The 26226-nt window shown below is 69.5% G+C and carries 20 protein-coding genes and 1 tRNA gene; 10 read left to right on the top strand and 11 right to left on the bottom strand.

Annotated features, from left to right (window positions below):
• The first annotated feature begins 90 nt into the window (after positions 1 to 90).
• From NXI30_21615 to NXI30_21600, 4 genes are all read left to right on the top strand, one after another.
• A complete protein-coding gene (locus NXI30_21615; GenBank protein ID MCR9096827.1) occupies positions 91 to 891 on the top strand; it encodes a type III pantothenate kinase in 801 nt (266 codons plus the stop codon).
• A gap of 124 nt (positions 892 to 1015) precedes the next feature.
• The gene (locus tag NXI30_21610; GenBank protein MCR9096826.1) at positions 1016 to 2089 is read left to right on the top strand and encodes a hypothetical protein; all 1074 of its coding nucleotides are present in this window, start codon (positions 1016 to 1018) and stop codon (positions 2087 to 2089) included.
• Positions 2090 to 2091: 2 nt separating this feature from the next.
• On the top strand, positions 2092 to 3147 hold the full coding sequence (locus NXI30_21605; protein ID MCR9096825.1) for an ADP-ribosylation factor-like protein: 1056 nt from the start codon (positions 2092 to 2094) through the stop codon (positions 3145 to 3147).
• The gene (locus NXI30_21600; GenBank protein ID MCR9096824.1) at positions 3147 to 5447 is read left to right on the top strand and encodes a GAF domain-containing protein; all 2301 of its coding nucleotides are present in this window, start codon (positions 3147 to 3149) and stop codon (positions 5445 to 5447) included. Before NXI30_21605 ends, NXI30_21600 begins: the two co-directional genes overlap by 1 nt.
• 19 nt (positions 5448 to 5466) lie before the next feature.
• Here the strand turns inward: NXI30_21600 and NXI30_21595 are convergent, their stop codons facing one another.
• From NXI30_21595 to NXI30_21555, 9 genes are all read right to left on the bottom strand, one after another.
• Entirely contained in the window at positions 5467 to 5847 is a 381-nt protein-coding gene (locus NXI30_21595) for a hypothetical protein (GenBank protein ID MCR9096823.1), read from the bottom strand.
• Positions 5848 to 5884: 37 nt separating this feature from the next.
• Positions 5885 to 7360 (bottom strand): wax ester/triacylglycerol synthase family O-acyltransferase, encoded by a 1476-nt coding sequence (locus tag NXI30_21590; protein ID MCR9096822.1) that lies wholly within the window; start codon positions 7358 to 7360, stop codon positions 5885 to 5887.
• Between the two features lie 27 nt (positions 7361 to 7387).
• Positions 7388 to 8035 carry a TetR/AcrR family transcriptional regulator gene (locus NXI30_21585; GenBank protein MCR9096821.1) on the bottom strand — a complete coding sequence of 216 codons (648 nt, stop codon included), beginning with the start codon at positions 8033 to 8035 and terminating at the stop codon, positions 7388 to 7390.
• 5 nt (positions 8036 to 8040) lie between these two features.
• Positions 8041 to 9474, bottom strand: a complete 1434-nt coding sequence (locus tag NXI30_21580; GenBank protein MCR9096820.1) for a wax ester/triacylglycerol synthase family O-acyltransferase — start codon at positions 9472 to 9474, stop codon at positions 8041 to 8043.
• A gap of 326 nt (positions 9475 to 9800) precedes the next feature.
• A complete protein-coding gene (locus tag NXI30_21575) occupies positions 9801 to 10913 on the bottom strand; it encodes a dimethylsulfonioproprionate lyase family protein (GenBank protein ID MCR9096819.1) in 1113 nt (370 codons plus the stop codon).
• Between the two features lie 160 nt (positions 10914 to 11073).
• Positions 11074 to 12330: a sulfate adenylyltransferase gene (locus NXI30_21570; GenBank protein MCR9096818.1), complete on the bottom strand. Its 1257-nt coding sequence runs from the start codon at positions 12328 to 12330 to the stop codon at positions 11074 to 11076.
• A gap of 95 nt (positions 12331 to 12425) precedes the next feature.
• Positions 12426 to 13508, bottom strand: a complete 1083-nt coding sequence (locus NXI30_21565; GenBank protein MCR9096817.1) for a hypothetical protein — start codon at positions 13506 to 13508, stop codon at positions 12426 to 12428.
• Positions 13505 to 14014 carry a M67 family metallopeptidase gene (locus NXI30_21560; GenBank protein MCR9096816.1) on the bottom strand — a complete coding sequence of 170 codons (510 nt, stop codon included), beginning with the start codon at positions 14012 to 14014 and terminating at the stop codon, positions 13505 to 13507. Before NXI30_21560 ends, NXI30_21565 begins: the two co-directional genes overlap by 4 nt.
• 107 nt (positions 14015 to 14121) lie before the next feature.
• A complete protein-coding gene (locus NXI30_21555; GenBank protein MCR9096815.1) occupies positions 14122 to 14586 on the bottom strand; it encodes an Rrf2 family transcriptional regulator in 465 nt (154 codons plus the stop codon).
• Between the two features lie 117 nt (positions 14587 to 14703).
• Here NXI30_21555 and NXI30_21550 point away from each other — a divergent pair, with 117 nt between their 5' ends.
• Positions 14704 to 16671 carry an ABC-F family ATP-binding cassette domain-containing protein gene (locus NXI30_21550; GenBank protein ID MCR9096814.1) on the top strand — a complete coding sequence of 656 codons (1968 nt, stop codon included), beginning with the start codon at positions 14704 to 14706 and terminating at the stop codon, positions 16669 to 16671.
• Here NXI30_21550 and NXI30_21545 read toward each other — a convergent pair.
• Positions 16668 to 18872, bottom strand: coding sequence for a VacB/RNase II family 3'-5' exoribonuclease (locus NXI30_21545; GenBank protein ID MCR9096813.1), 2205 nt, complete (start codon positions 18870 to 18872; stop codon positions 16668 to 16670). The genes NXI30_21550 and NXI30_21545 overlap by 4 nt on opposite strands.
• Before the next feature lie 63 nt (positions 18873 to 18935).
• Here NXI30_21545 and NXI30_21540 point away from each other — a divergent pair.
• A tRNA-Leu gene (locus NXI30_21540) sits at positions 18936 to 19022 on the top strand.
• Between the two features lie 274 nt (positions 19023 to 19296).
• Entirely contained in the window at positions 19297 to 20124 is an 828-nt protein-coding gene (locus NXI30_21535) for an enoyl-CoA hydratase-related protein (protein ID MCR9096812.1), read from the top strand.
• A gap of 47 nt (positions 20125 to 20171) precedes the next feature.
• Here NXI30_21535 and NXI30_21530 read toward each other — a convergent pair whose 3' ends face one another.
• Positions 20172 to 21062: an aldo/keto reductase gene (locus tag NXI30_21530; protein ID MCR9096811.1), complete on the bottom strand. Its 891-nt coding sequence runs from the start codon at positions 21060 to 21062 to the stop codon at positions 20172 to 20174.
• 222 nt (positions 21063 to 21284) lie between these two features.
• Here NXI30_21530 and lon point away from each other — a divergent pair, with 222 nt between their 5' ends.
• From lon to NXI30_21515, 3 genes are all read left to right on the top strand, one after another.
• Complete coding sequence (gene lon / locus NXI30_21525) at positions 21285 to 23741, top strand: endopeptidase La (protein ID MCR9096810.1); 2457 nt, start codon at positions 21285 to 21287, stop codon at positions 23739 to 23741.
• Between the two features lie 120 nt (positions 23742 to 23861).
• A complete protein-coding gene (locus NXI30_21520; GenBank protein ID MCR9096809.1) occupies positions 23862 to 25028 on the top strand; it encodes a glycosyltransferase in 1167 nt (388 codons plus the stop codon).
• Positions 25028 to 26194: a DegT/DnrJ/EryC1/StrS family aminotransferase gene (locus NXI30_21515; protein ID MCR9096808.1), complete on the top strand. Its 1167-nt coding sequence runs from the start codon at positions 25028 to 25030 to the stop codon at positions 26192 to 26194. The genes NXI30_21520 and NXI30_21515 overlap by 1 nt, the downstream gene beginning before the upstream one ends.
• Positions 26195 to 26226: the final 32 nt, after the last annotated feature.

Below are 26226 nucleotides of genomic sequence, written 5' to 3'. Positions count from 1 at the left end.
AAACTCCCGGCCCGGTGGCGCCGTCCCCCCGATTCGCCCCTTCCCGGAACGCGCCCCGTCTCCCGAACACGCCCCGCGAGAGGAAATCCCGTGAGCTCCCCCGTTCTCCTGGTGATCGACGTCGGCAACACGAACGTGTCCCTCGGCGTCTACGACTACGACGAGCAGGGGGAAGGCACACTCTCCCAGCACTGGCGCGTCTCCACCCATCGCGAGCAGACCTCCGACGAGCTGGTGATCTCCCTCTCCGCGCTCTTCGCGACCGAGAACCGACGGACGAGCGAGATCACCGACGTGATCCTCTCGAGCGTGGTCCCGCCCGTCGTCCCGATCTGGGAGCGCGTCTCGGCCAAGCTCTTCGGCCAGCCCCCGCAGATCGTCGGCCCCGGCATGCGAACCGGCATGCCGGTCCGCTACGAGAACCCGCACGAGGTCGGTGCCGACCGGATCGTGAACGCGGTCGCCGCCTACGAGCTCTTCGGAGGTCCGATCATCGCCGTCGATTTCGGGACCGCGACCACCTTCGACTGCATCTCCGAGCGCGGCGAGTACCTCGGCGGCGTGATCACGCCGGGCATCCACATCTCGATGGAGGCCCTCTTCGAGCGCGCCTCGAAGCTCCACCGGGTCGAGATCGCGCGGCCGAAGTCCGTCATCGGTCGAACGACGACGGGCGCACTGCAATCGGGCCTCCTCTACGGCTACTCGGGGCTCGTCGACTCCATGATCGGGCGGATCCGCGAGGAGCTCGGGGCGAACGCCCGGGTCGTGGCGACCGGGGGCCTGGCCCGGCGGATCGCGGAGGAGAGCAAGGCCATCGACCAGGTCGTGCCCTTCCTGACCCTGGACGGCCTGCGGATCCTCTTCGAGAAGAACCGACCCGAGGGTTGATCCCCTCGCCATCAAGTCGGCTTCTTGCCTGACCGATGCACTCTCCGGACGAATGCGCCGCGGAGTACTCCGTGGCGTCGGATCGCCGCGGACTCCGGGAGGACGCGGTCGGGAGTGACGCGCGTTGTCGGAAGAGACTCAGGACCATTCGGTCAAGGTGAAGCTCAAGCTCTCCGCCCAGGCGGAGAAGTACGCCCGGCGGGACGCGCCCCTCGAGGCCCGCCAGATGGCGGCACGCGGCGCCCTGCCCCTCGAGCCGATCGAGCTCGCGACGGTCCTCTTCGTGCTCGCGAACGATCCCGATACCTCGGTCAAGGACAGGGCACGAAAGAGCCTCGAGGAGCTCCCGGAGCACGTCCTCGGCACCGTGGTCTCCGGCCCCGCCCACCCCGCCCTGCTCTCGGTCCTCGCCCGGGTCCACGAGGAGAACGAGCAGTGGTGCGAAGCGCTCTCGCTCAATCCGGCGACGGACGACACGACGATCGCCTGGCTCGCCACGCTGCCCCACAGCCGGGTCGTGGATATCATCAGTCAGAACCAGGAGCGCATGATGCGCTGCGAGGAGATCGTCGACGCCCTCGGCGCGAACCCGCTGACCGGACGCGCCGTCATCGAACGGATCCTCACCTTCCTGGGACTCGAGGAACGCGAGACCACCGAAGAGGAAGAGATCGACGAGGCCGACGCCGAGGCCGCCGTCCTCGAGATGCTCGGCGAGGGCATGAGCGACGTCGCCAAGCTCCTCGCCCAGGAGAACGACGACGACCTCGAGGACGAAGAGCTCGAGAGCAGCCTCTACGCCGCGGTCCAGAAGATGACCGTGATGCAGAAGATCAAGCTCTCCCGGGTCGGCGGAAAGGAAGCCCGCGCGCTGCTCATCAAGGACCGCAACAAGATCGTTTCGACCTCGGTTCTCGGCAGCCCCAAGATCACCGAGACCGAGGTCATCGGCTTCGCCCAGAACCGCTCCATCGGAGAGGAGCTCCTGCGCATCATCTCCGGCAACCGGGACTGGACCAAGAACTACCAGATCAAGGTCGCGCTCGTGACGAACCCGAAGACGCCGCAGCCGGTCGCGATCAAGTTCATCAACTACCTCCAAGACAAGGACCTTCGCACGCTCATGAAGAGCAAGGACGTGTCCAGCAACATCAGCGCCCAGGCGCGCCGCATTCTCACGAAGAAGGGCAAGGTCTGAAGATGTCCGAAGTCAACGCACGCATCCTGCTCTGGGGCATCGAAGGTTCGGGCAAGACGACGACCCTCGAGACGATCCACGCGAAGCTCCGCGAGGACCTTCGCGGCGAGCTGCGGCGCGAGCCCACCCGCCTCGACCCCACCGTCCAATACGAAGCCTTGCCGATCACCCTCGGCGAGGTCGGTGGCGTCGGCACCCAGATCGAGCTGGTCGCCGTCCCGGGCGCGCCGGACCAGGCGATGACCCGCAAGCAGCTCCTCGACGAGGTCGACGGGATCGTGCTCGTCCTCGACTGTTCGCCCGAGAAGATCCGGGAGAACGGCCCGGCCCTCGAGGAGCTGAAGAAGTCCCTCGCCGCCTACGGCCGGCGACTCGACGCGTTCCCCCTGGTGCTCCAATACAACAAGCGCGACGTCGCCGATCCCTTCGCGATCGAAGACCTCCATCGCCAGATCGGACTCGATCAGGCCGCCGTCTTCGAGACCATCGCGACGACCGGCCACGGCATCCTCCCGACGCTGACCACCATCTCGAAGCATGTCGTGCGCGCGCGCCGCGGCAGCAGCGGCGAAATCGATCCGCAGGTGGCGGCCGAGGCGGCGCAGGGCGCCGCGGCCCCGGAAAGGCCGGCCGCGCCCCCCGAGCCCGAGGCCCTGCCCCAGATCGAAGAGATCGCGATCGACGAATCCTCCGAGGTCGAAGCGCTCGAGCTCGAACCCACCCTCGAGGCCGTGGCGCTCGACGACGATCCGAACGCGACTTCGACGGCCGAGCTGCTCGAGAGCGCGATCCTCGCGGAAGGTGAGGACCAGAACTTCCAGACGCTGGCCGCCGTCGAGCTCGACCTCGACGGGGGGCAGGCCGAATGGGCCGAGGATGCGTCGGCCTCCAAGCCCACCGAAGGCGCTCTGCGCGTCGTGTCGGTCGGCCAGGCCACGGTCGAGGCCGACGGCGGCGTTCGCCTGCCGCTCGTGCTCGGCGACGAGGACGGGACTTCGCGAAGCGTCGTTCTCTCGTTGCGACTCGACGCGCTGGCGAGCCAGGACGGCACCGACTGATGCGGCGCCGGCTCGGCATCTGGGGCGCCAGCGAGGAGTCCCTGCGACTCCTGCGCCTCCTGTCGGGCAATCCCGGAGTCGAGGTCTCGCGGATCTACGATCCGAACGCGGCCGACGCCCTCGAGCGCGCGCGCGGGATCGGGACCGCCCTCGCCCACGCGGTGGCTCCGCTCCTCGTCGACGACGCCACGGCGTTCTTCGCCGAGCAGGACTTCGACGCGATCATCGATTCGAGCGGAGACTTCGCAGCGCACGTCCCCGCCGGCCCGCGTACCGCCCTCCAGGTGGTCACGCCGCTCACCGCCCGTCTCCTCTGGGGCTACGGCGTCGCGCCGCGCGACCGCAAGGCGGAGCTGCTCCAGGCCCTCCACGAAGTGGTCGAGAGCGTCGACCTGACCGTCGAAGCCGACGAGCTCTTCGAGCGGATGCTCGAAATCGCCGTCGGCGTGACCGGGGCGGAAGGCGGCAGTCTGATGCTGCTCGATCCCGAAGCCGGGGTGCTCCGCATCCGCGTCGCCAAGGGTGTCGAGCCCGAGCTCTGGCCCAAGATCCGCGTCGCGCTCGGTCAGGGCATCTCGGGTCGCGTCGCCGCCGAAGGGCGGCCCATCCACATCCGCGGCCAGGCGGAGCCCTCGAGCTACGACCTCGTGCGCGAGCGCGTCGACGTCGAGTCCGCGCTCTGCGTCCCGCTGATCCACCACGGGAAGGTCCTCGGCGTCCTCAACGTCCACCACTCCCATCGTGCCGACGTCTTCGGCGACGAAGATCTCCAGTTCATGGAGCAGCTCGCGAGCCTCGACGCGCAGATCATCGCCCGCGCCCAGGAGCACGAGAGCCTGCGGACCCAGGCCGCGCGCTACGACGCGGTCCGCGAGGTCCAGCGCATCCTGCGCGGCCCCGCGATCCTGAACGACCGTCTCGAGGAGTTCTGCCGCTTCGTCGCAGAGCGCGCCGCGGGCGGGATCGCCCATCTCTACCTCCGCGAGGCCGACGGCGGACTCCGCATGGTCGCCACCTCGCTCACCGGAGGCGGCTTCGGCGGCGAGTACCGCCTCGAGGCGGGCATCGGCGTCGACGGCGAAGCCCTCCGCAACCAGCGCGCCGCCGTTCTCCGGCACGAAGACGGGCGGATCGGCTACGCCGCCCTGCCCCTCCTCGCCGGGAACCACCTCGTCGGTCTGCTCTCCCTGCAGATGGGCGCGAAGCCCGCCGCCTCGGGAGCCGGCAGCAGCCCGAGCCACCGGAACCTCGAGAGCTGGCAGGAGATCGCCGCCGCAGCCGCCGACACGATCGCGGCCAGCGACAAGGAAGCGCGCATGGCCAGCCAGGCCGAGCGCGTGAACGCGATCAACGAGACCTCGATCCGCATGCTCTCGTGCACCGAGCCCAACGAAGTCGCGAGGCTCGCCACCTCGTCGGCGTCGATGATCCTCGAGGCCGATCACGCGATCCTGCGCCTTCAGGACCCCACGACCCGACGCTATTCGATCCGCTCGTACTTCGGAGCCGCCGACGGACCGGCGCAGGAGGCGCTCTTTCGCCTCGACAAGGCCGTCACCGTCGACGCCATCCGCCGCCGGACGGCTCATCTGACCCAGGACGCGAGCCTCGACCCGAACCTCTCGGAGCACGTGGACGAGATGCGCTCCGTCCTCTCGGCGCCCCTCAAGCGCAACGGCGAGGTCATCGGCTCGATCGCCATCTACGACAAGGTCGCCCTCGACCGCTTCTTCGCGAGCCGCTTCGACGACGAGGATCTGCAGGTCTTCGGTCGCTTCGTGTCCTACGTCGAGCGCGCGCTCGACCACGCGATGAGCCACCGCGAGAACCGACAGAACCGGAACTTCGACGACGAGACGGGGCTCCCGAACGTCTCCTACCTCGACAAGCGCCTCGGCGAGGAGATCGCGCGCGCGGCGGGTCGTGAGGACGCCCTCGCCCTCTGCGTCTGCAAGCTCGAGAACCGGGCAGAGCTGACCGCGGAGGCCGGCGCGGACCACGCGTCCGACGTGGCCCGCCTGCTCGCCGAAGCGCTCCAGACCCACCTGCGCGAGTTCGACGTGCTGGCTCGAATCGATCGCGACGAGTTCGCGGTCCTGATGCCGGAACCGGGGCGCACCCCCGGCGAGCGCGTCTTCGAGCTCGCTCGCGCGGTGGCCGACGTCGTGTCGAAGGACGAGAACCTGAACCAGCCGGTCCGCATCGGCCTCGCGTTCGGGTACGGCGTCCACCCGGCCGATGGCGACGAGCGAGACGCGCTCCTCGCCCACGCCCGCGAGCCCCGGATCCGGATGGTCTAGGCGACCGCCTGGCCCGAGCCTAGCGGCCGGACGCGCGCTTCTTCGGCGCCTTCCGCGTCGACTTCTTCGCTGCCTTCCGCTTGGCGCTCTTCTTCTTCGCGGCCCCCTTGCGCTTCGTACCACTCGAGACGCCCACGAGCTCCTCGATCCGCTTCCGGAGCTCGTCGGCATCCGATCGGAACTGCTTCTCGGCGTCGCGCCAGCGCTTCTCGCCGTCCTTGCGCGCGCGGTCCGCCTGCTTCTCGAGGTCCCGGAGATTCTTCCGGAGCCTCCGGATCAAGCGCGGAATCTCCTTTTCGAGGCCGGAGAGGGCGTCGTCGATCGCGTCGGCGCCGATGCGCGAACGTCGGGTGGTCTTCTTCTTCGCCGCCTTGCGGGCGGCCTTCTTGCGTACGGCCATGGTGGGTTCCTCTCCAGTTGGCGTTGTCGAGAAGATGTCAGTTCCGGGCCTCGCCCGCGAGTCGCACGAGCTCGGCGAGAGACTCGTCGAAGTCCGACTCCAGGTCGTGGAGATCGGGGACGAGCTCGCGACAGGCGATCAGCCCGAAGTCGAGATGATCGAGGTAGCTGATCACCGTGACGTTGAGACCCTGACCGTCGGTGATCGCGGAGACCGGGAAGTAGTCCTTCATCTCGGCGCCTGCCAGATAGAGCGGCTCTCGCGGCCCGGGCACGTTCGAGATGATCACGTTGAAGGGCGGGTTCAGCCGATCCAGGATCTTGGTCCGAGCGGCGATCCGCTGGGCCTGCCCGAGGAGCGCAGGCATCGCGAACTCCGTCCAGTCCTGGAGCAACGTCGCCGGCGTCGCCGCGTGCATGCGCTTCGCCGCCTGCATCGCGCGATGAATCCGCATCAGCCGTTCGACCGGGTCCTTCTCGTCGGTCGCGAGCTCGGAGATCACGCTGGCCACCCGGTTCGAGTAGACCTCGGCCTCCGACTCGCTGCGCACCGAGACCGGCACCATCGCCTTCAACGGATCCTCCGGGAGCGAGCTGTGCGACTCGAGGTAGCGCCGCAGGGCGCCGCCGGTCACGGCCATGACGACGTCGTTCAGCGTCGTCCCGAAGGCCTTCTTCACGTGCTTGTAGTCGGCGAGGGGCTGCGAGAAGCAGGCCACGCGTCGGTGCGGCGTGATCGAGAGGTTCCAGGGGGCCCGCGGTGCCGGCGCCTGCGGGATCCGATCGGCGTCGATCTCGGCCCCACGCCGCTTGAGAATCGACCGGGTCAGCGGTAGCCGATCGAGGCCGAGCCCTTGCGCCGCGGAGGCGAGCAGCTCGTTGCTCTCCCACACGCCGCGGGCCGTCCGGTAGAGGGTCCGCGCCATGCGGCCCGGATGGGTCGCGGCGCCGGCGGCGCCCCGCATGAGCATCTCTCCCTGGCTCGGGGTCGCATCCGCCACCCAGGGCGTCTTCGGCGGCTCGACGACATCCCCGTTCGGATCGCGGTCGAGGAGCTTCTCCATCATCTGCGAACCCGAGACCCCATCGATGGTGGCGTGGTGGACCTTCGAGTAGAACCCCACCCGGCCGTCGGCGAGCCCTTCGATCACGTAGACCTCCCAGAGCGGTCGGGCGCGGTCGAGGGGACGACTGTGGAGGCGCGCCACGAGCGCCGCCTGCTGCTCGCGATCACCCGGCGCCGGGACGGCGATGTGTCGGACGTGGAAGTCGAGGTCGAAGTCCTCGTCCTCCACCCAGTAGGGCCGATCGAGCCCGAGCGGGACCTCCGCGAGCTTGCGGCGATACGGGGGGAGCAGGTGGAGGCGCTCCTCGAGCGTCTTGCGGAACGCGGCGTAGAACTCGCCCTGGGCGAGATCGGACGCATCGAACGTCGCGTAGGAGCCGACATGGCCGAGGGCCGCGCCGGTCTCCATCAGCAGGAAGCTGTTGTCGAGACCCGTGAGCTGATCCATGGATGGCGGACTCCTCGACGACGCGCGTCAGGCGGCGGCGTCCTTCAGGGGGTTGGGCGGAGACAGGACGGCGGAGACCATCCTCTGGGAAATCTGCTCTGCGCGCTCCGGCTCGAAGTCCGCGAGGCGCAATTGGATCGTCATGTGCGCGTACCCGATGATGATGCGCGCTGCGGACTCGGCATCGACGGCGGGGTCGAGGTCGCCCTCGGCGATCCCGCGCTCGATCGTCTTGCGGTGGTTCTCCACCATGTCTTCGATCAGCGCGATGTAGCGGGGCCAGACCCGGCTGCGCGCATTCGCCGCCCAGTTCAGCAGGACGAGCGCGTGCTCGGGATGCGACTCGATCGAGGCGCGGAAGCGGCGCCCGTGATCGAGCAGGACCTCCGTCGCGGGCCGCGCGGACGCGTGCGCGCGGCCGGCGAGGTCGGTGTAGAAGGTCTCGACCTCGTCGAGCACGGCGTCGACGAGCGCCTCCCGCGTGTCGAAGTAGAGGAACACGGTCGACACGGCGCAGCCCGCCAGCTTCGCCACCTCGGCGTGGCCGGCGCGCCGGATGCCCTTGTTCGCGAACACCTCGAGCGCGCAGCGCAGCAGCTGCGCGCGACGCTGATCCGGCGACATCCGTGTCCGCGGAGACGCCGCCTTCTTCCTCTTCGTACGACGCGCTGCCAAGGCGGCTACTCCTCGTGGTAGTTCGACAGCAGCTCCACCATGCTCTTCTCGATGCACTCGCGCAGGAGCTCGGGGGATTCGACTGCCGCGCGGTCGGCGTTGATGCCGACGTGGCAGGTGCCGTCGTAGCTGAACAGGGTGATGTTGACGGCCGCACCGGCGGGAGGGCCGAAGGGGAACATCTGCTCGATCTTCGCGCCGGCGGTGTAGGTCGCGGACCGGGGGCCCGGAACGTTGCTCGTCACGAAATCGACGGCGGTCGTCATCCCCTCCATCACGCCCTGCATGACGGCGTCGGGGAGCTGGTTCATCACGGTCATGATGTCTTCGACGTAGCCGAGGGCCGACTCGCCCCGCTGCTCCCGAATTCGGTCCTGGATCGCTTCCATCCGGTCGAGGGGATCCTCGATCCCGACGGGAACGAGAAAGCGCGACGGCACGAACTGATTGCCGGCCTTCCGACCGCTCTCGTCCTTCGCTCGCATGTTGATCGGCATCATCATGTTGAGCTCGTCGACGCTCGCGCCGAAGTGCTCGTGATAGCGCCGGAGGCCACCCGCCACGGCCGTCACGAAGACGTCATTGACCGACCCGCCCATCGCGCGACCGGTCTTCTTCATGCCGGCGAGCGAGGCCGTGAAGCCGCTGAGCGAGAGCGCCATGCCGCGATCGCGCATGACCGGCGACTTCGGCTCCGTGATCGGCTCGAGCAGCCGTCCGATCGAACCGACCATGTCGCTCGCGCGACCGACCGTCTCCGACGGCTTCGTCACGAGATCCGCCGCCAGATCCGCTGCACCGCGAAGCACCCGCCCCGCGTTCTCCGTCGCCCGGCGCACGCGGTGCTTGATCGCCCCGCGAACGAGCTCCCGCCGGGTCGCCGGCTCGGGCACCTCGAGGTCGGCCAGGCGTCGCCCGGTCCGCCGCTTTCGGCCCTCGTCCGGAGTCCGCTCGATCATGCTCTTCGTCATGTTCACGAGACCGACGCCGTCCGACACGGCGTGGTGGAGCTTCATGATCACGCCGGCGCGGCCGCCGCTGAGCCCGTCGACGAGGTAGAACTCCCAGAGCGGACGATCCTTGTCGAAGGCCTGCATCGCGATCGGCTCGGCGAGGTCGAGCAGGTCGCGGAGCTCGCCTTCCCCGCCGAGATGGGACCTCCGGAAGTGGAAGCCGGGGTCGAAGTTGGGATCGAACTCCCATCGCGGCGGCGCGATCTCGTAGGCGTCGCGAACGACGCGCTGACGCAGGCGCGGAATCTGTTCGACCGAATCCGCGAGCATCGCTTCGAAGTCCTCGATCGCAGGCATTCGATCGAGCACCCACACGCTCACCATCGTCGAACGCAGGCGCGGGTCCCGCTCGCCGACCCACATGACCGTGTCGGCTTCACTCATGAACTCGTCGAACTCGATCCCGTTCGTCTTCACGTCGCTCATCGCGCGTCTCCCCTGGTACCGGATCGCGCGCTCGCGCCCGCTCGGGCGTCGCTCGCAATCCGAAGGCCGTCCACGTGGACCTCACCGCCTTGCCGCAGCGCGGCTTCGGGTCGATGGGCGTGAAGACCTGTTGGTGACGGCCGACCGACCGTCTCGAGGCAGGCAGGCGATCCGAGTCGGGAGAATCGGACCACCCAGCGCTACTGATAGATCTATCAGTAGCGCCTTCCCAGAGTACAGCGACACCAGGGCGTGTCAACGACGCGCCTCGAACCGCGCGTTCCCCGCGCGATCCCGCGCGCGGGCGAAGCGACCCTGCCGCGCGCCTAGGGAAAGAACGACACGTCCTTCGGGAGTGTCGCCTCGGCGGGGGGCTCGGGCATCGGCTCGACGAGGAAGTAGTCGCGCGCCCAGTAGCTCATGTCGCCATCCGGAGCCCAACGGGTGAAGAGCGCGCGCAGCGGCGGGACCTGGTCCCAGGCGTCACGGTCCTCGCTCTCGAACTCGACTTCGAGCGGCTCGCCGGGACGCACGACGACGGACGAGCCCGCCGAGACGCGGAGATCGCCTCCGTCGGCGATCCGCACCCGCGCCTCGCCCGAGAGCACGTGCAGCAGCCACGGCGCGGAGGAGGCCGGAAGCTCACGCTGCCCCGGACCGCGGATCTCGACGTGTCCCCACTCGAGGTCCGGCGTCCCGAAGACCGCCCGCCAGCGCACGCCGTCCTGCTCGGTGTTCCAGGGGATCCCGAAGCTGTCGACGAAGATGCGGACCGCCGGCCGGGACGGCTCCACGTGCCGCGCCTCGAGGCGCTTGCGACGCATCTCGTCGAGCACGGTGCCCGGCGGGACGTCGGCGACGGGCGCCGCGAGCTTCGTCGGCAGGAGCGACACCGAACGACGCTCGCCCTCGAAGAAATTGCCGGTCGTCGATCCTCCGCGCCGGCGAACCGCGTCCGCGATCAGGCCGCTGCGATCCCCGTCCGGGACCCACTGCGCCCAGACCACGCGCAGCGGCTCTTCGGAGACCGTCACCCAGCGATGGTCCGCGTAGGGCGCGTGATAGATCGTCGTGCCGGGCCCGACGCGTCGCGTCTCGCCGTCCACGCTCCACTCGGCGACGCCCGACAGCACGTGGTAGGCCTCGGGCGCCGCGTGCGCGTGATAGGGATAGAGCGCGCCCGACCCCAGCATCAGGTGCCCGAACCCGAAGCCCGGCTCCCGATAGACGGCGCGGTTGCGCAGCACCCGGTCGATCCGCTCGACCTCGGTCGGCATGGCCTTCACCGCGGCCGACCCGTTATAGCCGCGGGCGCTGCGCAGCTCGACCCAGGGTGTCTCGCTCGAATGCGTGAGTCGAACGGGCCCTTCGGACCCGGCACAAGCCGCCGCCGCGAGCGCGGCCGCCATGAAGATCGGTCGAAGTCCGAGGAAGCGCATGACCCGATTCTCGCCATCCGACACCGAAACGCAAACGGGGACCGCCCTCCCGGACGATCCCCGTCGATTCCTCGAGCGCTTCGGTGGGGCCGACCCCGACCAGAGCCCTCAGCGCAAGACGCGTCCAGAAAGGACGCGTCGAGCGGCGCGCAAGCGCCGACTAGTTTCTGTACGCCTCGATCAGCACGTCCGAGGTCTCCGGCCGCATGATCCGAGGATCCGGGCGCTCGCCCTCCTGCAGCATCGAACGGACCTTCGTGCCCGAGATCGAGAACGGCTTCTCGTCCGGGTGGCGCTCGGTCAGGTCGACGCGTCCCAGGCTCTCGTAGAACGCCGCGAAGCCAACCTTGCAGGGCTGGATCGCCAGCTGACCGGGAAGCGCATCGAAGATGTCATGCGCGTCGAAGTCGCCCCAGATCGCCTCCCCGTCCTCGAAGGGCGCGTCGGCGTGCTTGCGGCCGATCACGATGTCGGAGAAGCCGTAGTTCTGGCGGTAGATGCCGTGCATGATCGCCTCGGCGGGACCGCCGTAGAACATCTTGATGTCCAGACCGATCAGCTCGAACACGTCCGAGATGTCGTAGCCGGCCTTCTCCCAGATCGCCTCGTCCTTGTCGCCCTCGCCCAGCAGGCGCTCGCTGTGCAGCTTGCGGTAGCAGAGCATCCGGGTCGAGGCCGGGACATCGTCGCCCTTGAGCTCGCCCATCAGCGGGTTCAGCACGGCCCCGGCGAAATGACCCGCCGCGGTCAGCTGCTCGACGCCGTAGACCAGCGCGTACTCGTGGGCGCGGTGGAGCGGGTTGCGCGTCTGGAACGCGAGGGCGCGCTCCCACTTCTTGTCCGCGATGAACGCGCGGCACATCTTCGGCGAGAGCATGAACTCGCCGTACTCCTTGTTCGCTCGCTGGGGCAGCGCGCGGAGCTCACCGCCGATCAGCTTCGTGCGCTCGTCGTTGTCGACGATCCGACCGCCCGGATGGTCGACGCGCTCGGTTCCGTAGACACTCGTCAGGTACTTCGCCTTGTCCCAGTCGAAGACCTCGAGGTCGGAGAGGATCGCGACGACCTGGCCGTCCTCGGTCTTGACCGCGCAGGCGCCGCCCGCGGTGAGCGAGCCGGCTTCGGCATCGGTCAGCGGCAGCGCGATCGGAATCGTCCAGGCGTACCGCCCGCCCTTCGACTCGACGACCTTCTCGTCGAGGGCCAGATCGAAAGCGGCCTTCTTCATGGGACCGGTCAGCGGCGAGAGCGCGCCATCGGCGATCCGGTAGACGGTGGCCAGGTCGGCGTCGGTCACCCGAATCGCGGGCAGGCCCTCGGCCTCCGAGAGGAAGGCGGCCTTGTCCTTGAAGGGCACGAGGCGATCCACCGGCTCTTCGAGGCCGCCGTGGACCGGGACGAGATCGTTCTGGCTCATGATTCGAATATCCTTCCTTGGGCCACCCGGAGAATCACCGGGCGCCTGGGCGTCTGCTTCGGGTCTGTCGGTTCTGCGCGGGGTCGGGGGCTCGGCTACCAGACCGGATACTCGGACCATCCCGACGTGAGCAGGACGCGCTCGTCCTTGCCGTCGAAGCGCCGCACCGTCAATCGGCGGCGTCCGTAGCCTGTCTGCACGAAAGCGACGAAGTCGCCGTCCGGAGAGACGGTCGGCATCCGCTCCTCGGTGCCCCCGGGGCCGATCGGCACCCGGGAGGTGCCGTCGGGCCGCATGCGCCGCAGTCGATAGCCCGCCGTGGACGGCGATGCAAACACGATCCACTGCCCATCGGGGGTGAGCGTCGGCTCCCGTCCCTTGAGCAACAGCGTCTTCTCTCCCCGCGCCGCCAGCGGTGCCGTCGCAATGAAGGACTCGAAGACGGTCGGGCCGTTGCGCCGGGGGCGCGGAACGACCTGCTCGAAGACCGCCAGGGCCGGATCCGCCAGGATCCGGACCGTCCCGGGCGAGACGTCCTTCGCGAGGGCCGGACCCGCGCGACCTCCGGGCTCGATCCGGTGGAGGGTGTTGGCCGAAGCACCGATCGCCTTCGTCCGCCGGACCCGGTGAGCATAGATCGTCCCGTCCGGGCCGTAGCCGCCCCGCGGATGCTCGGCGGGGCCGAACGTCACAGGGGCGAGGTCCCGACGCTCGAGGTGGAGCTCGTAGAGCTGCTCCTTGCCCCCGCGATGGCTCGAGGCCAGGAGCAGTCGCGTCCGATCCGGCGACCAGGCCAGCGGGATCGCGTCGCGGGGCGCCTCTTCGACGTGCTCGAGCTCCGCGGTCCGCGGGTCCAGGAGCATCACGCGTCCCGGGTACTTCGCCGTCTGCGGGCGGATCTGGAGGAGCTCGTCGGCGCGCAGGTAGGCGCGAACCTGGGCTTCTTCCTGCCGCTCGGGATCGTCCTCGTCCTCCGGCAGCGGCGGGATCTCGGCGAGCTTCCCGAAGATCTCCATCCGCTTCTGCCCGGCGCGGTCCTCCCAATGCAGGAGCGCGATCTTCTCCTCCGGCAAGTCGTCGACCTGAAGTCGCGCGGACGCGCAGGCCATGAACGCGGCCGCGAGAAGCCCCGAGCCCGCGAGCGCCGCCGCCGCCTGCAATACGCTCGTCCGACTCACGGCACCGCCTCGAGGAAGCGTCCGACGAAGCCCGGCGCGCCCGTCGCCGTGGTGCGCGGCTCGAAGACCCCCGCCTCCTTGACCTTCCCGTCCAGCAGCGAGACGACGATCTGGGCAGCTTCGGGAAACGGGAAGAGCGGATGGGTCGCGAAAGCCACGTCGTCGGGAGACAGGTAGCAGCCGTGCCCGACGTGGGAGTGGTAGACGGCCGTCACGCGCTCGCTCCGTGCCTCGGCCTCCTGGACCGCCTTCAGGTACTCGACCTCGGACATGTAGTAGGCATGACGCGCATCGCGCGGAAAGGCCTCGGGATCGGAAACGTGCATCTTCGTCATGACGTTCGTGATGCGCACGACCCTTCGTGCCCAGCCTTCTTCGTCACCGAGCAGAAGGCCGCAGCATTCCTCCGGCACCACGTCGAGGGCGTGCTGACAGATCTCGTGCAGGATGTCGTTCGGGATCGACCGGCTCTCGAGCTCGGCCTTCAGGTCGACGCGATCGGACACGCTCTCGTCCCCACCCGGATCGCCGGGCCTCTCTCGAACGGGGGGTTCGACCGACAGGAGTCTAATGGACAGGTGCCCTGGGGGCACGCCCAGCCAGGCGCGCCGAATCAGATCTGGAAGTCGAGCACGGCCGTCAGCTCGCGGTCCAGAGACCGCGAGGCCGCCTCCCGACACAGATCCGAGATCGCGACCCCGTCGAGGGTCGCCGCCATCCGCTCGGCCAGCTCGACCCACAGGAAGTCGGGCCGATGCTCCGAGGGCGCCCAGCCCTCCGTCGTCGCCTCCGCGGCGAAGGCCTCCGGCCCCTCCACCGCCTCGACGACCTGACGGAGGGAGATGTCCTCGGGCGAGCGTGTGAGCACGTAGCCCCCGCCCGGACCTCGCTTGCCCGAGACCAGGTCGGCGCGGCGCAGATCCTGGAAGATCTGCTCGAGGAAGCGGTGCGGGATGCCCTGGCGCGCGCCGATCTGCTTGACGCGAACGGGATGACCACCCCCGTTGTAGGCGAGGTCGAAGATCCCGCAGAGGGCATAGCGTGCACGTCGCGAGAGGCGCATGGCGAGGCCAAGCATGCACGAGGGGCGTCGCCCCTGCCATCGGCGGGGGCGCGCTTGCCCGCCGTCGGCGTGGCGGTCATGCTACCGCCCGCTCGAGGTCTGCCCGGCCTCCCGCCCACCCGGAGTTCCTGCTTGCTGCTGCGTCTCGAAGATCTGTCGAAGCGCATCGGGGCGCGCCTGCTCTTCGGCGGCGCGTCGATCGTCGTTCGCGCCGGAGATCGGATCGGCGTCGTCGGCCCGAACGGCGCCGGCAAGACCACCCTCCTCCACACCCTGACCGGCGAGGAGCCCCCCGACGAAGGCGAGATCCACCGCGCCCGCGACGTCCGGATCGGTCTGCTGCGCCAGGAGATCGACCCCCGCGCGAGTCACACCGTGCGCGAGGAAGCTCGCACGGCGCTCGCCGAGCTCGACGCGCTCGAGGAGGAGCTCCGCCGGATCGAGACCGAGATGAGCGAACGCGGCGCCGCCGGCGAAGCGCTGCCCAGCGCGCTCACGGAACGCTACGACGCGCTCGGCCTGCGCTTCGAGCAGGGTGGCGGATTCGCCCGTCACGCGCGGGTCGACGAGGTCCTCGCCGGGCTCGGATTCGAGACCGATGACCTCGACCGACCGCTCTCGTCGTTCAGCGGCGGCTGGCTCATGCGCGTCGAGCTCGCGAAGCTGCTCCTCGGGCAGCCCGAGGTCCTGCTGCTCGACGAGCCGACCAACCATCTCGACCTGCCGTCGATCCAGTTCTTCGAAACGACCCTCGAACGTTTCCCCGGCGCCGTCGTCGTCGTCTCCCACGACCGCACGTTCCTGCGTCGACAGACGAACCGGATCGTCGAGCTCGACGGCCGCGGGGGCTTTGCCTCGTACGAAGGCGGCTACGACCGGTACCTCGAACAGCGGGCGCTGCGCCGCGAAGAGCTCCTTGCGCGCAAGGCAAACCAGGACCGTGTGATCGCGGAGCAGGAACGCTTCATCGAGCGATTCCGCTACAAGGCGACGAAGGCGCGTCAGGCCCAGAGCCGGATCAAGGCCCTCGAGAAGATGGAGCGGATCGAGATCGAGCCGGAGGGACGCAGAGCGATGCGCCTGGCCCTTCCCGAGCCGCCGCGCTCCGGCGAACGGGTCCTCACCCTCGCGGGCATCCACAAGCGCTACGGCGACGATCCGGTCTACGAAGGCATCGACTTCCACGTCCAGCGCGGCGAGAAGGTCGCCCTCGCCGGCCCGAACGGCGCGGGCAAGTCGACGCTCCTGCGGATCGCGGCAGGCGCCCTCGACTTCGACGAGGGCGAGCGCGGCCTGGGCCACAACGTCGAGGCGGCCTTCTTCGCCCAGCACCAGCTCGAATCCCTCGACGCCTCGCTCTCGGTCCATGAAGAAGTGGCGAAGGATGCGCGGACCGAAGACGTGCCCCGCCTGCGCGGACTGCTCGGCGCCCTGCTCTTCACCGGCGACGACGTCGACAAGAAGATCAGCGTCCTGTCCGGCGGCGAGAAGGCGCGGGTCGCCCTCGCGAAGCTGCTGCTGCGTCCGGCCAACCTGTTGATCCTGGACGAGCCGACGAACCACCTCGACATCGAGGCCTGCGAGGTCCTCGAAGACGCCTTCCAGCAGTTCGAGGGGACGCTGCTCTTCGTTTCCCACGACCGCTCGTTCATCAACGCGCTGGCGACCCGGGTCGTCGAGGTCGAACACGGACACCTCGAAGACCACCTGGGGAACTACGACGCCTACCTCGAGCGCAAACGTCGTCGCGACGGCGTCGATCCGACCGCGGCGGACGGCGCGCGGGCGACCCCACGCGCGATTCCGGCCGAGGACTCCGGGCCCCGCCCCGACAAGGCCGCCCGAATGCAGGACCGTGAGCGCCGCAAGGAGCGCGACCGCGTCGCGAGGCGGATCTCGAAGCTGGAAGAGCGCATCGCCGAGGACGAGACGCGCAAGGAAGCCGTGACCGCGCGTCTGGCCGATCCGCAGGTCTATGCCGAACCGGCCCGCGTGCAGGAGGTCCAGGCGGAGGAGGCTTCGATCGAGGCCGAGATCGCGACCGGCTACGAGGAGTGGGAACGACTCTCGGAGCAGCTGGCCGAGCTCGAAGCCGACTAGCGTCGGCGCGTTCGCCCTCGCCGACCGTCTTCTGCGGCGAGGCGGCCGACGATCGAGAACGAGAGTCGTCCGCGATCGCGATCGACGTCGGCTAGCCGCACCTGGATCGTTTCGCCCGCCGCCAGGCGTGCGCGTCCGCCGCCTTGGAGGATCGCGTCTTCCGCCGGGTCGAAGCGCCAGTCTCCGGCCAGCAGTCGCATCGGCACCAGCCCGCTCACCGACGGCCGATCGAGTCGCACGAACACGCCGAACTCGCTGGCACCGGTGATCTCTGCGCCGAAGGTGTCCCCGACCCGGCCGGCCATCAGTGCACAGGACGCGAGCGCGTCGGCGTCCCGCTCCGCTTCCTGTGCGACCCGCTCACGTCCGGAGAGCCACGCCGAGAGCGCGACCACGGCCCCGCCCTCGCCGGCCCGCTCGAGCGGCGGCTCCAGTCCCCGCATGAGCCGACGCAGCGCGCGATGGACCTCGAGGTCCGCATAGCGCCGGATCGGCGAGGTGAAATGGAGATAGTGCTCGAAGCGAAGCGCGTAGTGACCGCGACTCTCGGCCTCGTAGCGCGCCTGACTCATGGACCGAAGCACTGCCGTGTGCAGCCGCTCCTCGAAGGGGGCGCCCTCCGCCTCCTCGAGCACCCGGGCCAGGGCACCGGGCTCGTCGAGGTCGACCGGCGCTTCGATCCCGTAGCGCTCGAGCAGTCGCGCGAGCTCATCGAGCTTGCGTGCCGAAGGCGGGGGATGAACGCGGTGGGGCGCCGGACGATCCGCCCGGACGAGGGCACGCGCCACCGCACGGTTCGCCGCCAGCATCGCCTCCTCGATCAGGACGTGCGCCCGATTGCGCGCGCGAAGCCGCGCATCCACCGGCCGCCCCTCGTCGTCGACGACGAGCTCCACCTCCGGCAGCAGCAGCTCGAGCCCGCCCTCCCGGCGACGGGCCGCCGAGAAATCCCGGGCGATCTCGTCCAGCAGGCGGAGCGACGGGCCCCAATCGGGCGCGTCCTTTCCATCCGCGGTGCCCCGGTCGAGCCAGGCCGCCGCGTCCTCGTACGCGAGCCGCGCGCGACTCCGGATCCATGCCTCGTGGAAGAGCGCGTCCACGACCTGCCCCGCGCGATCGATCCTCAGCTCGACGACCATCGCGCGGCGGTCGACGTCCGGCCGAAGCGAGCAGAGATCGCTCGACAACCGCTCGGGCAGCATCGGCAGCGCCCGATCCGGAAAGTAGAAGCTGTTCCCCCGGCGCCGCGCATCGGCGTCGAGGAAGCCCCCCGCCTCGACGAAATGCGCCACGTCGGCGATCGCCACCCAGAGTCGCGTCGCAAAGGCGGGTCGCTTCGCCGGACCGTCGACCGGCTGCACCGGCGCGGGCGGCGCCGCTTCGGCGAAGACCGCGTCGTCGTGGTCCCGCGCCCGGGCCGGATCGATGGTGACGAAGGGAAGATGGCGGAGATCGATCCGATGCTTCGCCTCGTCCGACCGCGGCGCCTCGTCGAGCTCCTCGGCTTCGAGGCGCGCTCGGCGCGAGAATTGGGTGGGCAGGCGATGCTTCCAGACCAGGGCGCGATGGTCCGCATCGGGCGCCCCGGCCGGGCCCAAGACTTCGAGGACCCGGACACGCAGGCCCGATTCGGACTGCCCCCGATGACGACGCGAGCGAGACACGCGGCGCCCACCCCGCTTCCCGGCGCGCTCGTTCGGGAGCGGCGCGACCAGCACCCGGTCGCCGGGCCGCGCCCCCTTCGCATCCCGCTCGTGGAGCTCGAAGCGCGGCGCCTCCAGCCCCGCGAAGGGCGCGAGCAGGAGCGTGCCTCCCCGGCCGGTCCGGAAGACCCGCGCCACCCAGGTGGTTCGCTCGCCGGAGATCAGTCTCGTGAGCACACCCTGGCGGGTGTGGCCCTCGCCGGTCGGGACGAATCCGATCCGCGCGCCGACCGCGACCGGCTCTCCGAGACACTCCACGCGGACGCGCCCGCCGTCCCGGGTCTCGACCTCGAGCCACTGGCCCGCCGAGGTCGGGTCCTCCGCCGTCAGGACGAGCCCTTCCTCGTCGCGCGCGGGCCGGGACGATCGCCCGCGCGGCGATCGCGGACCGGCCCCGTTCCCGGCCTTCGGCGCCGACCGCTCCCGTCGTCCCGGTCGCGGTGCACGCCCGGAGCGACCGCGCGGCCGACCGCCGTTTCGCCCCCTGCCCTTCGCCACCGCTTCCGACCCCCCGATTCCGGTTTGACTCGATCCGAGACCCACCGTACCCTGCGGCGCGCTGCCCGGGTGGCGGAATTGGTAGACGCGCTGGACTCAGAATCCAGTGTTCGCAAGGACGTGCTGGTTCGACTCCAGTCCCGGGCACCACTTTGTTACGACAAGTTTCCGTTGAGCGCCTGCGCTGCGCAGGGGCACGCAGCGACGCCGAGCGCGATCGGCGCCACTTTTTACGACAAGTTCCCGTTGAGCGCCTGCGTAGCGGATTGCAGCTCAGCGACGCCGAGTCGCTCGGTGCTTCTGTCGTACTTGGATGCCGACCCGGTCCGCACGCCGTCGGCTCCCTGATCGCACGATCGATCACTTCTGCCCGACGGCGGGATCCTGCCCGAGTGCTCCGCGCCGGTGGCTATAGTGGCGCGCGATGAGTGAAGCGGACCTTCTCTTCGAGGTGGATTCGGACGGGGTGGCGTTGATCACGCTGAACCGTCCGAACGTGATGAACGCGTGCTCGGGCGAGCTGCTCGAGGGACTGGCCGACGCCTATCGGCGCTGCGACGAGGACGACGACATCCGTGCCGTGGTCGTGACCGGCGCGGGGCGCGCGTTCTGCGCGGGCGCGGACATGAGCGATGCCGAGAAGACCTTCGACGTGTCCGGGAGCGGCGGCTTCGACGACTTCAGCGCCGCCGGCTGCGCGGTCCCGGCGTTCTCGATCCGGAAGCTGGTCGTGGCGGCGGTGAACGGGCACGCGATCGGGCTCGGGATGACCCTCGCGATGCAGTGCGACCTCCGCATCTTCGCCCGTGAAGGCAAGTACGGGATCGTGCAGGTCCGGCGCGGCGTGATGGGCGACGCCTACTCGCACTGGACGATGGTGCGCATGGTCGGCCTCGCGAAGGCGGCCGAGATCATGCTGACGGGCAAGACGTTCACGGGCGAAGAGATCGAACGTCTCGGCGTCGCGAACGAGGTCGTGCCGTCGGCCGACGTCCTCGACACGGCCCTCGCGATCGCGCGGGACACCGCGATCCATGCCGCGCCGCTCTCGATCGCGGTCTCGAAGAAGCTGCTCTGGGAATCGACGGAGCTGACCGCGGCCCAGGTCGAGCGCAAGGAGACCGAGCTGCACAAGGTCGTGATGCCCCACCCGGACGCGATCGAGGGCCCGGTCTCCCACGTCCAGCGCCGCGCACCCGAGTGGAAGGGCCGCGTCGCGCGCGACTGGCCGGACTGGCCCGACGCCGACTAGACCGGGTCGCGGACTGGATCTGGCCGCTGACTAGATCTGGTCGCTGACTAGATCTGGTCGCTGACGCCGCGCTCGAAGAGCGGCTCGATCGCCATCGCGCTCGCGTCGGCCTGCATCATCGCATCCGTCGGCTGGATGCCGTTCCCTTCGAAGGACACCGCCGCCTCGAGGGTGGCCTCGAGGATCCCGCCGTCGCTCGACGTGTTGAGGAAGACGCCCTCGCGCGAGAGCACCCAGTGGACGGCGCGGGTGAGCGCCTCGATGTCGCGGATCGGCTCGTACCAGCTGAACCGTTTCGATTCGTCGTCGTCCCGCCAACGCCGCCGCGCGACGGACTTGATCGTCTGGAGCGCGACCCCGCGCTCGGCGCAGACGCGCTCGAGCGCTTCGTAGTCCGAGGCGTATTCCGGCTGCGCCATCATCGAGTAGTTGTACGGCACCAGCACCGAGGCGAACGCGTACTCCTCGAGGCTCCGGAGGTGGAACGCCGGGGCGAAGGTGCCATGGCCGGTCACTCCGATGAAGCGGCAGAGCCCTTCGTCCCGCGCCTGGATGAGCGCTTCGAGCGCCCCGCCCTTGCCCATCGCCTGCTGCCACCCCGCTTCGTCGGTCAGGTTGTGCAGCTGGATGCAGTCGACCCGATCGACGCCCATCCGCTCGAGGGAACGCTCGAGACTCGCCCGCGCCGCGGGACCGTCACGGTCCCCCGTCTTGGTCGCGAGGAACACCGCGTCCCGCCTCGAGCGCAGCCAGCCGGCGAGGTTGAGCTCCGAGTCGCCGTAGCGCGCCGCGGTGTCGATGTGGTTGACGCCGAATCGCTCCAGGGTCTCGAGGGTCCGCTCGACCCGGGCGGGCTTCATCCCGGCGACGGCGGCCGCGCCGAACAGGATCCGCGTGCTGTGAAAACCGGTCGATCCGAAAGGCAGGGTGGAAATCATGCGCCGATTCTAGCGGGCCAAGGAATGAGCCCTGTTCTCGACCAGAATTCCCTTTTCAGTTCAGCGGATTACATCGAATTCCGCGATTCGAGTGGAGCTCTGAGGAATCCCCCACGCGCTCGACACCGCCGGTTGACCGGGCGCTGGGCATGCTTATGTTGCGCGGCGTCCAATTGCACGCCCGGCCGGTAGAGCCGGGCCCGCACCCCTGATCGGAGATCCGTGGCCGACGACGACCGCTCCAACGACGAGAACGAAGAGACCGGCACCTGGGCCGAGAGCGGATCCGCCTCCGACGTGGCCCAGCTCGTGGTCGAGCTGCCGGGATCGGAGATCGTCGAGGTCCCCGCCGTGCTGCCGGTCCTGCCCGTGCGGGACGTCGTGGTCTACCCCGGCGTGACGATGCCGCTCGCGATCGGTCGCGAGCGCTCCCTCGCGGCCCTCGAGGAGGCCGGCCAGGACGGGTTCCTGCTCGTCCTGTCCCAGCGCGACCCAATGACCGAAGACCCCGGCCTCGACGACCTCTACGAGGTGGGGACGATCGTTCGCGTCATGCGGATCATCGACGCCCGACGCGAAGGCAAGCAGGCCCTCGTCGTCGGACTCGCTCGCGCCGTCGTGAGTCGGACCGTCGATGTACGGCCCACCCTTCGCGTCCAGGTCCAGCCCCTGGTCGAGTCCGAGGAAGCCTCGCCCCAGCTCGAAGCGGCCTGGCGGCGCGTCGTGATGCTCGCCCAGCGGATCGTCGAGCTCCGCGAGGACATGCCGGACGAGTGGAAGGCCTTCATCCAGGGGATCCCCACGCCGGGCATCCTGGCCGACCTCGTCGCCTCGAACATCGCGCTCACGGCCGAACAGAAGATCGACATCCTCGCCGAGCCCGACCCGGAGGCCCGCCTGGCCCTGGTCGAAGAACACCTCGAAAAGGAGGTGACGATCGCCGAGACCCAGCGCAGCCTCGCAGACGAGGCGGGCGGCGAGACGGACCCGAAGCGACGCGAAAAGATGCTCCGCCAGCGGATGCGCGAGATCCAGAAGGAGATCGGCGAGACCGACGCCGGCGCGAGAGAGATCGACGAGCTGCGCGAGAAGCTCGACGCCCTCGAGCTGCCCGAAGAGGCGGAGATCCTCGCGGACCGGGAGCTGCGTCGCTTGTCGTCGCTCCCTCAGCACGCGCCCGACCGTCATCTCATCCGCACCTATCTCGACTGGATGACCGATCTTCCCTGGAACATCGAGACCGACGACGATCTCGACCTCCACCAGGCCCGCGAGATCCTCGACGCCGATCACCACGGCCTCGGCCAGGTCAAGGACCGCATCCTCGAGTTCCTCTCGGTCCGCAAGCTCGCTCCGGACGCCAAGGCGCCGATCCTGTGCTTCGTGGGTCCGCCCGGGGTCGGCAAGACGAGTCTCGGCAAGTCGATCGCGCGCTGCATGGGCCGCAACTTCACCCGAGCGAGTCTCGGCGGCGTGCGCGACGAAGCCGAGATCCGCGGCCATCGCCGGACCTACGTGGGCTCGATGCCGGGTCGGATCCTGCAGAGCCTGAAGCGCGCGGGTTCGAAGAACCCGGTCTTCCTGCTCGACGAGATCGACAAGGTCGGTTCCGATTTCCGGGGCGACCCGTCGTCGGCGCTGCTCGAGGTGCTCGATCCCGAGCAGAACCACGCCTTCGCGGATCACTACATCGAAGCCTCCTTCGACCTCTCCCGGGTCCTCTTCATCGCGACGGCGAACACCCTGTCGACGATCCCTCCGGCCCTCCTCGACCGGATGGAGGTCATCGAGCTCTCGGGATACACCGAGAACGAGAAGCGCGTGATCGCCGAGGAGTTCCTCGTGCCCCGCCAGCTCGAAGCGCATGGCCTCGAAGCGGAACAGGTGGTGTTCGAGGAGGCGGCGATCGACAAGGTCGTCGTCGAGTACACCCGCGAGGCCGGCGTGCGGAACCTCGAACGGAACATCGCCACGCTCATGCGGAAGTGCGCGCGCAAGGTCTCGGAGGACCGCGACGCGGTGATCCGGGTCGACGCAGACTTCGTCGGCGAGGCCCTCGGCGCCCCGCCCCATCTGCCGGAGACCGCGGAAGAAACGTCCATCCCGGGCGTGGCGGTCGGCCTGGCCGTGACCGCCCACGGCGGCGACATCCTCTTCGTCGAGGCCGCCGGCAATCGCGGCGGCAAGGGCATCCGCCTCCGCCTCACCGGCCAGCTCGGCGACGTGATGCGCGAGTCCGCGGAGGCGGCGCTGTCCTGGGTCCGCGCTCACGCGGAGGAGCTGGGGCTGGGCGAGGACGCCCTCGCCCCCGGCGAGATCCACCTGCACGTGCCCGCCGGCGCAACCCCGAAGGACGGACCGTCGGCGGGGGTCGCCCTCGTGACGGCGCTCGTCTCGCTGCTCTCGAACCGGAGTGCGAAGAGCAACGTCGCGATGACCGGAGAGATCTCGTTGCGCGGTCGGGTCCTGCCGGTGGGCGGGATCAAGGGCAAGCTGCTCGCCGCGAGTCGCGCGGGGATCGACACGGTCGTCATTCCGAAGCGAAACGCGAAGGATCTCGAAGAGGTGCCGGAAGAAGTCCGCGACACGCTCGGCATCCATCTGGTGGACACGATCGACGAAGCCCTGGCGCTCACCCTGGGTGGAATGCCCGAGAGCGAGACACCCACCTCCGCTTGAACCGACCCAACGCGTGCACGCGCCCCGGGCCGGTGAGCGAGAGCACGCACTTCCGACGAAGGATCAGGCGCGTCGGCCACTCGGACTCGGATCGGTTGGGCTAGGATCCGGCCGTTGAGAGTGGCGCTCGTACACGACTGGCTGACCGGCTATCGGGGTGGGGAGCGCGTGCTCGCTCATCTCGCCCGGCGCTATCCGCAGGCGGACCTCTTCACGCTGATCCACGAACCGGGAAGCGTGCCGGACTCGATCGAAGCCCGCACGATCCATACGAGCGTGCTCGATCGGATCCCCGGACGCGGACGCCACTACCGCAAGCTCCTGCCCCTGTTTCCCTGGGCGATCGAGCGCTTCGACTTCGCGGGCTACGACCTCGTGATCTCGACGAGCCACGCGGTCGCCAAGAGCGTGCGCGTGCCGCAAGGCGTACCGCACGTCGACTACTGCTTCACGCCGATGCGGTACGTGTGGGATCGGATCGATGCCTATCTCGGCGAAGGGAAACGCCGGACGATGGCATCCCCGCTGGTGCGGCACCTACGCGACTTCGACGTGCGAACCAGCGGCCCCGACCGCGTGACGCGATTCATCGCGATCTCGACCGACGTCGCCGACCGCATCGCCCGCCACTACGGCCGCAGCGCCCGGGTCGTCCCGCCCCCGGTCGACGTCTCGTGGATCGAGCCGGCCGAGGCACCGGGCGGCGATTTCTACCTGCTGGTCGGCGGCTTCGTCCCCTACAAGCGCGAAGACCTCGTGATCGAGGCCTTCCGACGCAATCGTCGCCCGCTCGTCGTCGCAGGAGAGGGTCCCGCACGCGCCGAGCTCGAACGAAACGCCCCACCCAACGTCCGCTTCGTGGGCCGCGTTCCCGACGCGGAACTGGCCCGGCTCTACCGGGACGCCCGCGCCCTCGTCTATCCGCAGCACGAGGACTTCGGGCTGGTCGCCGTCGAAGCCCAGGCGGCCGGGCGGCCGGTGATCGGATTCGGCCGCGGCGGACTGCTCGACACGGTGGTGCCGCTCTCGGATTCGGACGGCGCCTCACCGGTCGATGCCACGGGCGTCTACTTCGAAGAGCAGACTCCCGAGGCACTCTGTGAAGCGATCGAGCGCTTCGAGAAGTTCGAGGCCCGCTTCGACCCACGCGCCTTGCGACGCTGGGCCGAGCGCTTCTCGCCGGCGCGCTTCGACCGCGCCTTCGATGCGGAGCTCGCGATCGCGCTCGGAGAGTCCCGCGCGACCCGCCCGAGTTCCGCTCGGATCTCTTCCGGAGGGGAGGCGTGATGCGAACCGCCATCCCGATGATCGACCTCGCCGCTCAGCACGCGGAGATCGAGGAGGAGCTGCTGCAGGGCTTCGCCGAGGTGATGGCCTCGGGGCGCTTCATCCTGGGCGAGCCGGTCACGGCCTTCGAGACCGAGCTCGCGAAGCTCTGCGAGATCCGCCACGCCCTCTCCTGCAACTCAGGGACCGACGCGCTCTGGCTGGCCATGAAGGCGCTCGGGATCGGCCCGGGCGACGCCGTGCTCTGTCCCGCCTTCTCGTTCTTCGCGACGGCGGCCGCGGTGGTTCGCGCGGGCGCCACGCCCGTCTTCACGGACATCGACCCCGTCACGCTGAACCTCGATCCCGAGGATGCGATCCGACGTGCCGAAGCGTTGCCGAACGTACGGGCGGTGCTGACCGTCGATCTCTTCGGTCGGATCGCCCACCTGGGCCCGCTAGAGGACTGGTGCCTCCAGCACGACGTGCCGATCATCGAAGATGCCGCCCAGTCGATCGGCGCCGTGGACCCCGACGGGCGCCCGGTGGGTGCGCGCGCGAGCCTCGCCTGCTTCAGCTTCTATCCGACGAAGAACCTCGGCGCCCTAGGTGACGCAGGCGCGCTCGTGACGAACGATGCTTCGCTCGCCGGGCGGGTCGCGTCGCTCCGGGTCCACGGGGAGACCGAGCCCGGGGTCTACACCTCGCTCGGTCTCAATTCGCGCATGGACGCACTCCAGGCGGTCGCCCTGTCGATCAAGCTGCGCCACCTCGTACGCTGGACCCGCGCGCGGAGACAGCGCGCCCTCCACTACGACGCCCTCTTCGCCGAGCGGGGCGCGACCCCGGCGAGCGTGCCGATGGGCGAAGGCCCCCTTCCCCTCCAGACCCCCGCGCCGCTCCTCGAGCCCGGCCGCCACACCTACCATCGCTACGTGATTCGCGTGGAGGCAGCCCGCCGGGCCGAGCTCGTCGCCGCCCTCGCCGAGGAAGGGATCGCGACCGAGGTCTACTACGCGCGCGGGCTCCACGAGCAGCCGGCGCTCGCGGAATTCGCCCCCACGTCGCCGCTCGTCGAGACCGAACGCGCCGCGAACGAAGTCCTCGCACTACCGCTCTATCCCGAACTCCCGGTCGAGTCGATCGAGCGGGTCGTCGGGGTCACCACGCGCGTGCTGAGCGGCTGAGCCGCGTTCGTCTCGGCGCGCGTCCGCGGTGG

This window comes from bacterium, assembly GCA_024742285.1.
In the GTDB taxonomy this organism is placed as follows: Bacteria; Myxococcota_A; UBA9160; order UBA9160; family UBA4427; genus UBA4427.
Note: the sequence above shows the minus strand (reverse complement) of the source record. Positions and strands in the feature narration are given on the sequence as shown.

Coding starts and splice junctions, on each gene's coding strand:
- NXI30_21590 (MCR9096822.1), bottom strand. CDS start 7,360: ATGGATCAGCTCACGGGTCTCGACAACAGCTTCCTGCTGATGGAGACC.
- NXI30_21530 (MCR9096811.1), bottom strand. CDS start 21,062: ATGATTTCCACCCTGCCTTTCGGATCGACCGGTTTTCACAGCACGCGG.
- NXI30_21575 (MCR9096819.1), bottom strand. CDS start 10,913: ATGCGCTTCCTCGGACTTCGACCGATCTTCATGGCGGCCGCGCTCGCG.
- NXI30_21555 (MCR9096815.1), bottom strand. CDS start 14,586: ATGCTTGGCCTCGCCATGCGCCTCTCGCGACGTGCACGCTATGCCCTC.
- NXI30_21600 (MCR9096824.1), top strand. CDS start 3,147: ATGCGGCGCCGGCTCGGCATCTGGGGCGCCAGCGAGGAGTCCCTGCGA.
- NXI30_21570 (MCR9096818.1), bottom strand. CDS start 12,330: ATGAGCCAGAACGATCTCGTCCCGGTCCACGGCGGCCTCGAAGAGCCG.
- NXI30_21605 (MCR9096825.1), top strand. CDS start 2,092: ATGTCCGAAGTCAACGCACGCATCCTGCTCTGGGGCATCGAAGGTTCG.
- NXI30_21515 (MCR9096808.1), top strand. CDS start 25,028: ATGCGAACCGCCATCCCGATGATCGACCTCGCCGCTCAGCACGCGGAG.
- NXI30_21535 (MCR9096812.1), top strand. CDS start 19,297: ATGAGTGAAGCGGACCTTCTCTTCGAGGTGGATTCGGACGGGGTGGCG.
- NXI30_21595 (MCR9096823.1), bottom strand. CDS start 5,847: ATGGCCGTACGCAAGAAGGCCGCCCGCAAGGCGGCGAAGAAGAAGACC.
- NXI30_21580 (MCR9096820.1), bottom strand. CDS start 9,474: ATGAGCGACGTGAAGACGAACGGGATCGAGTTCGACGAGTTCATGAGT.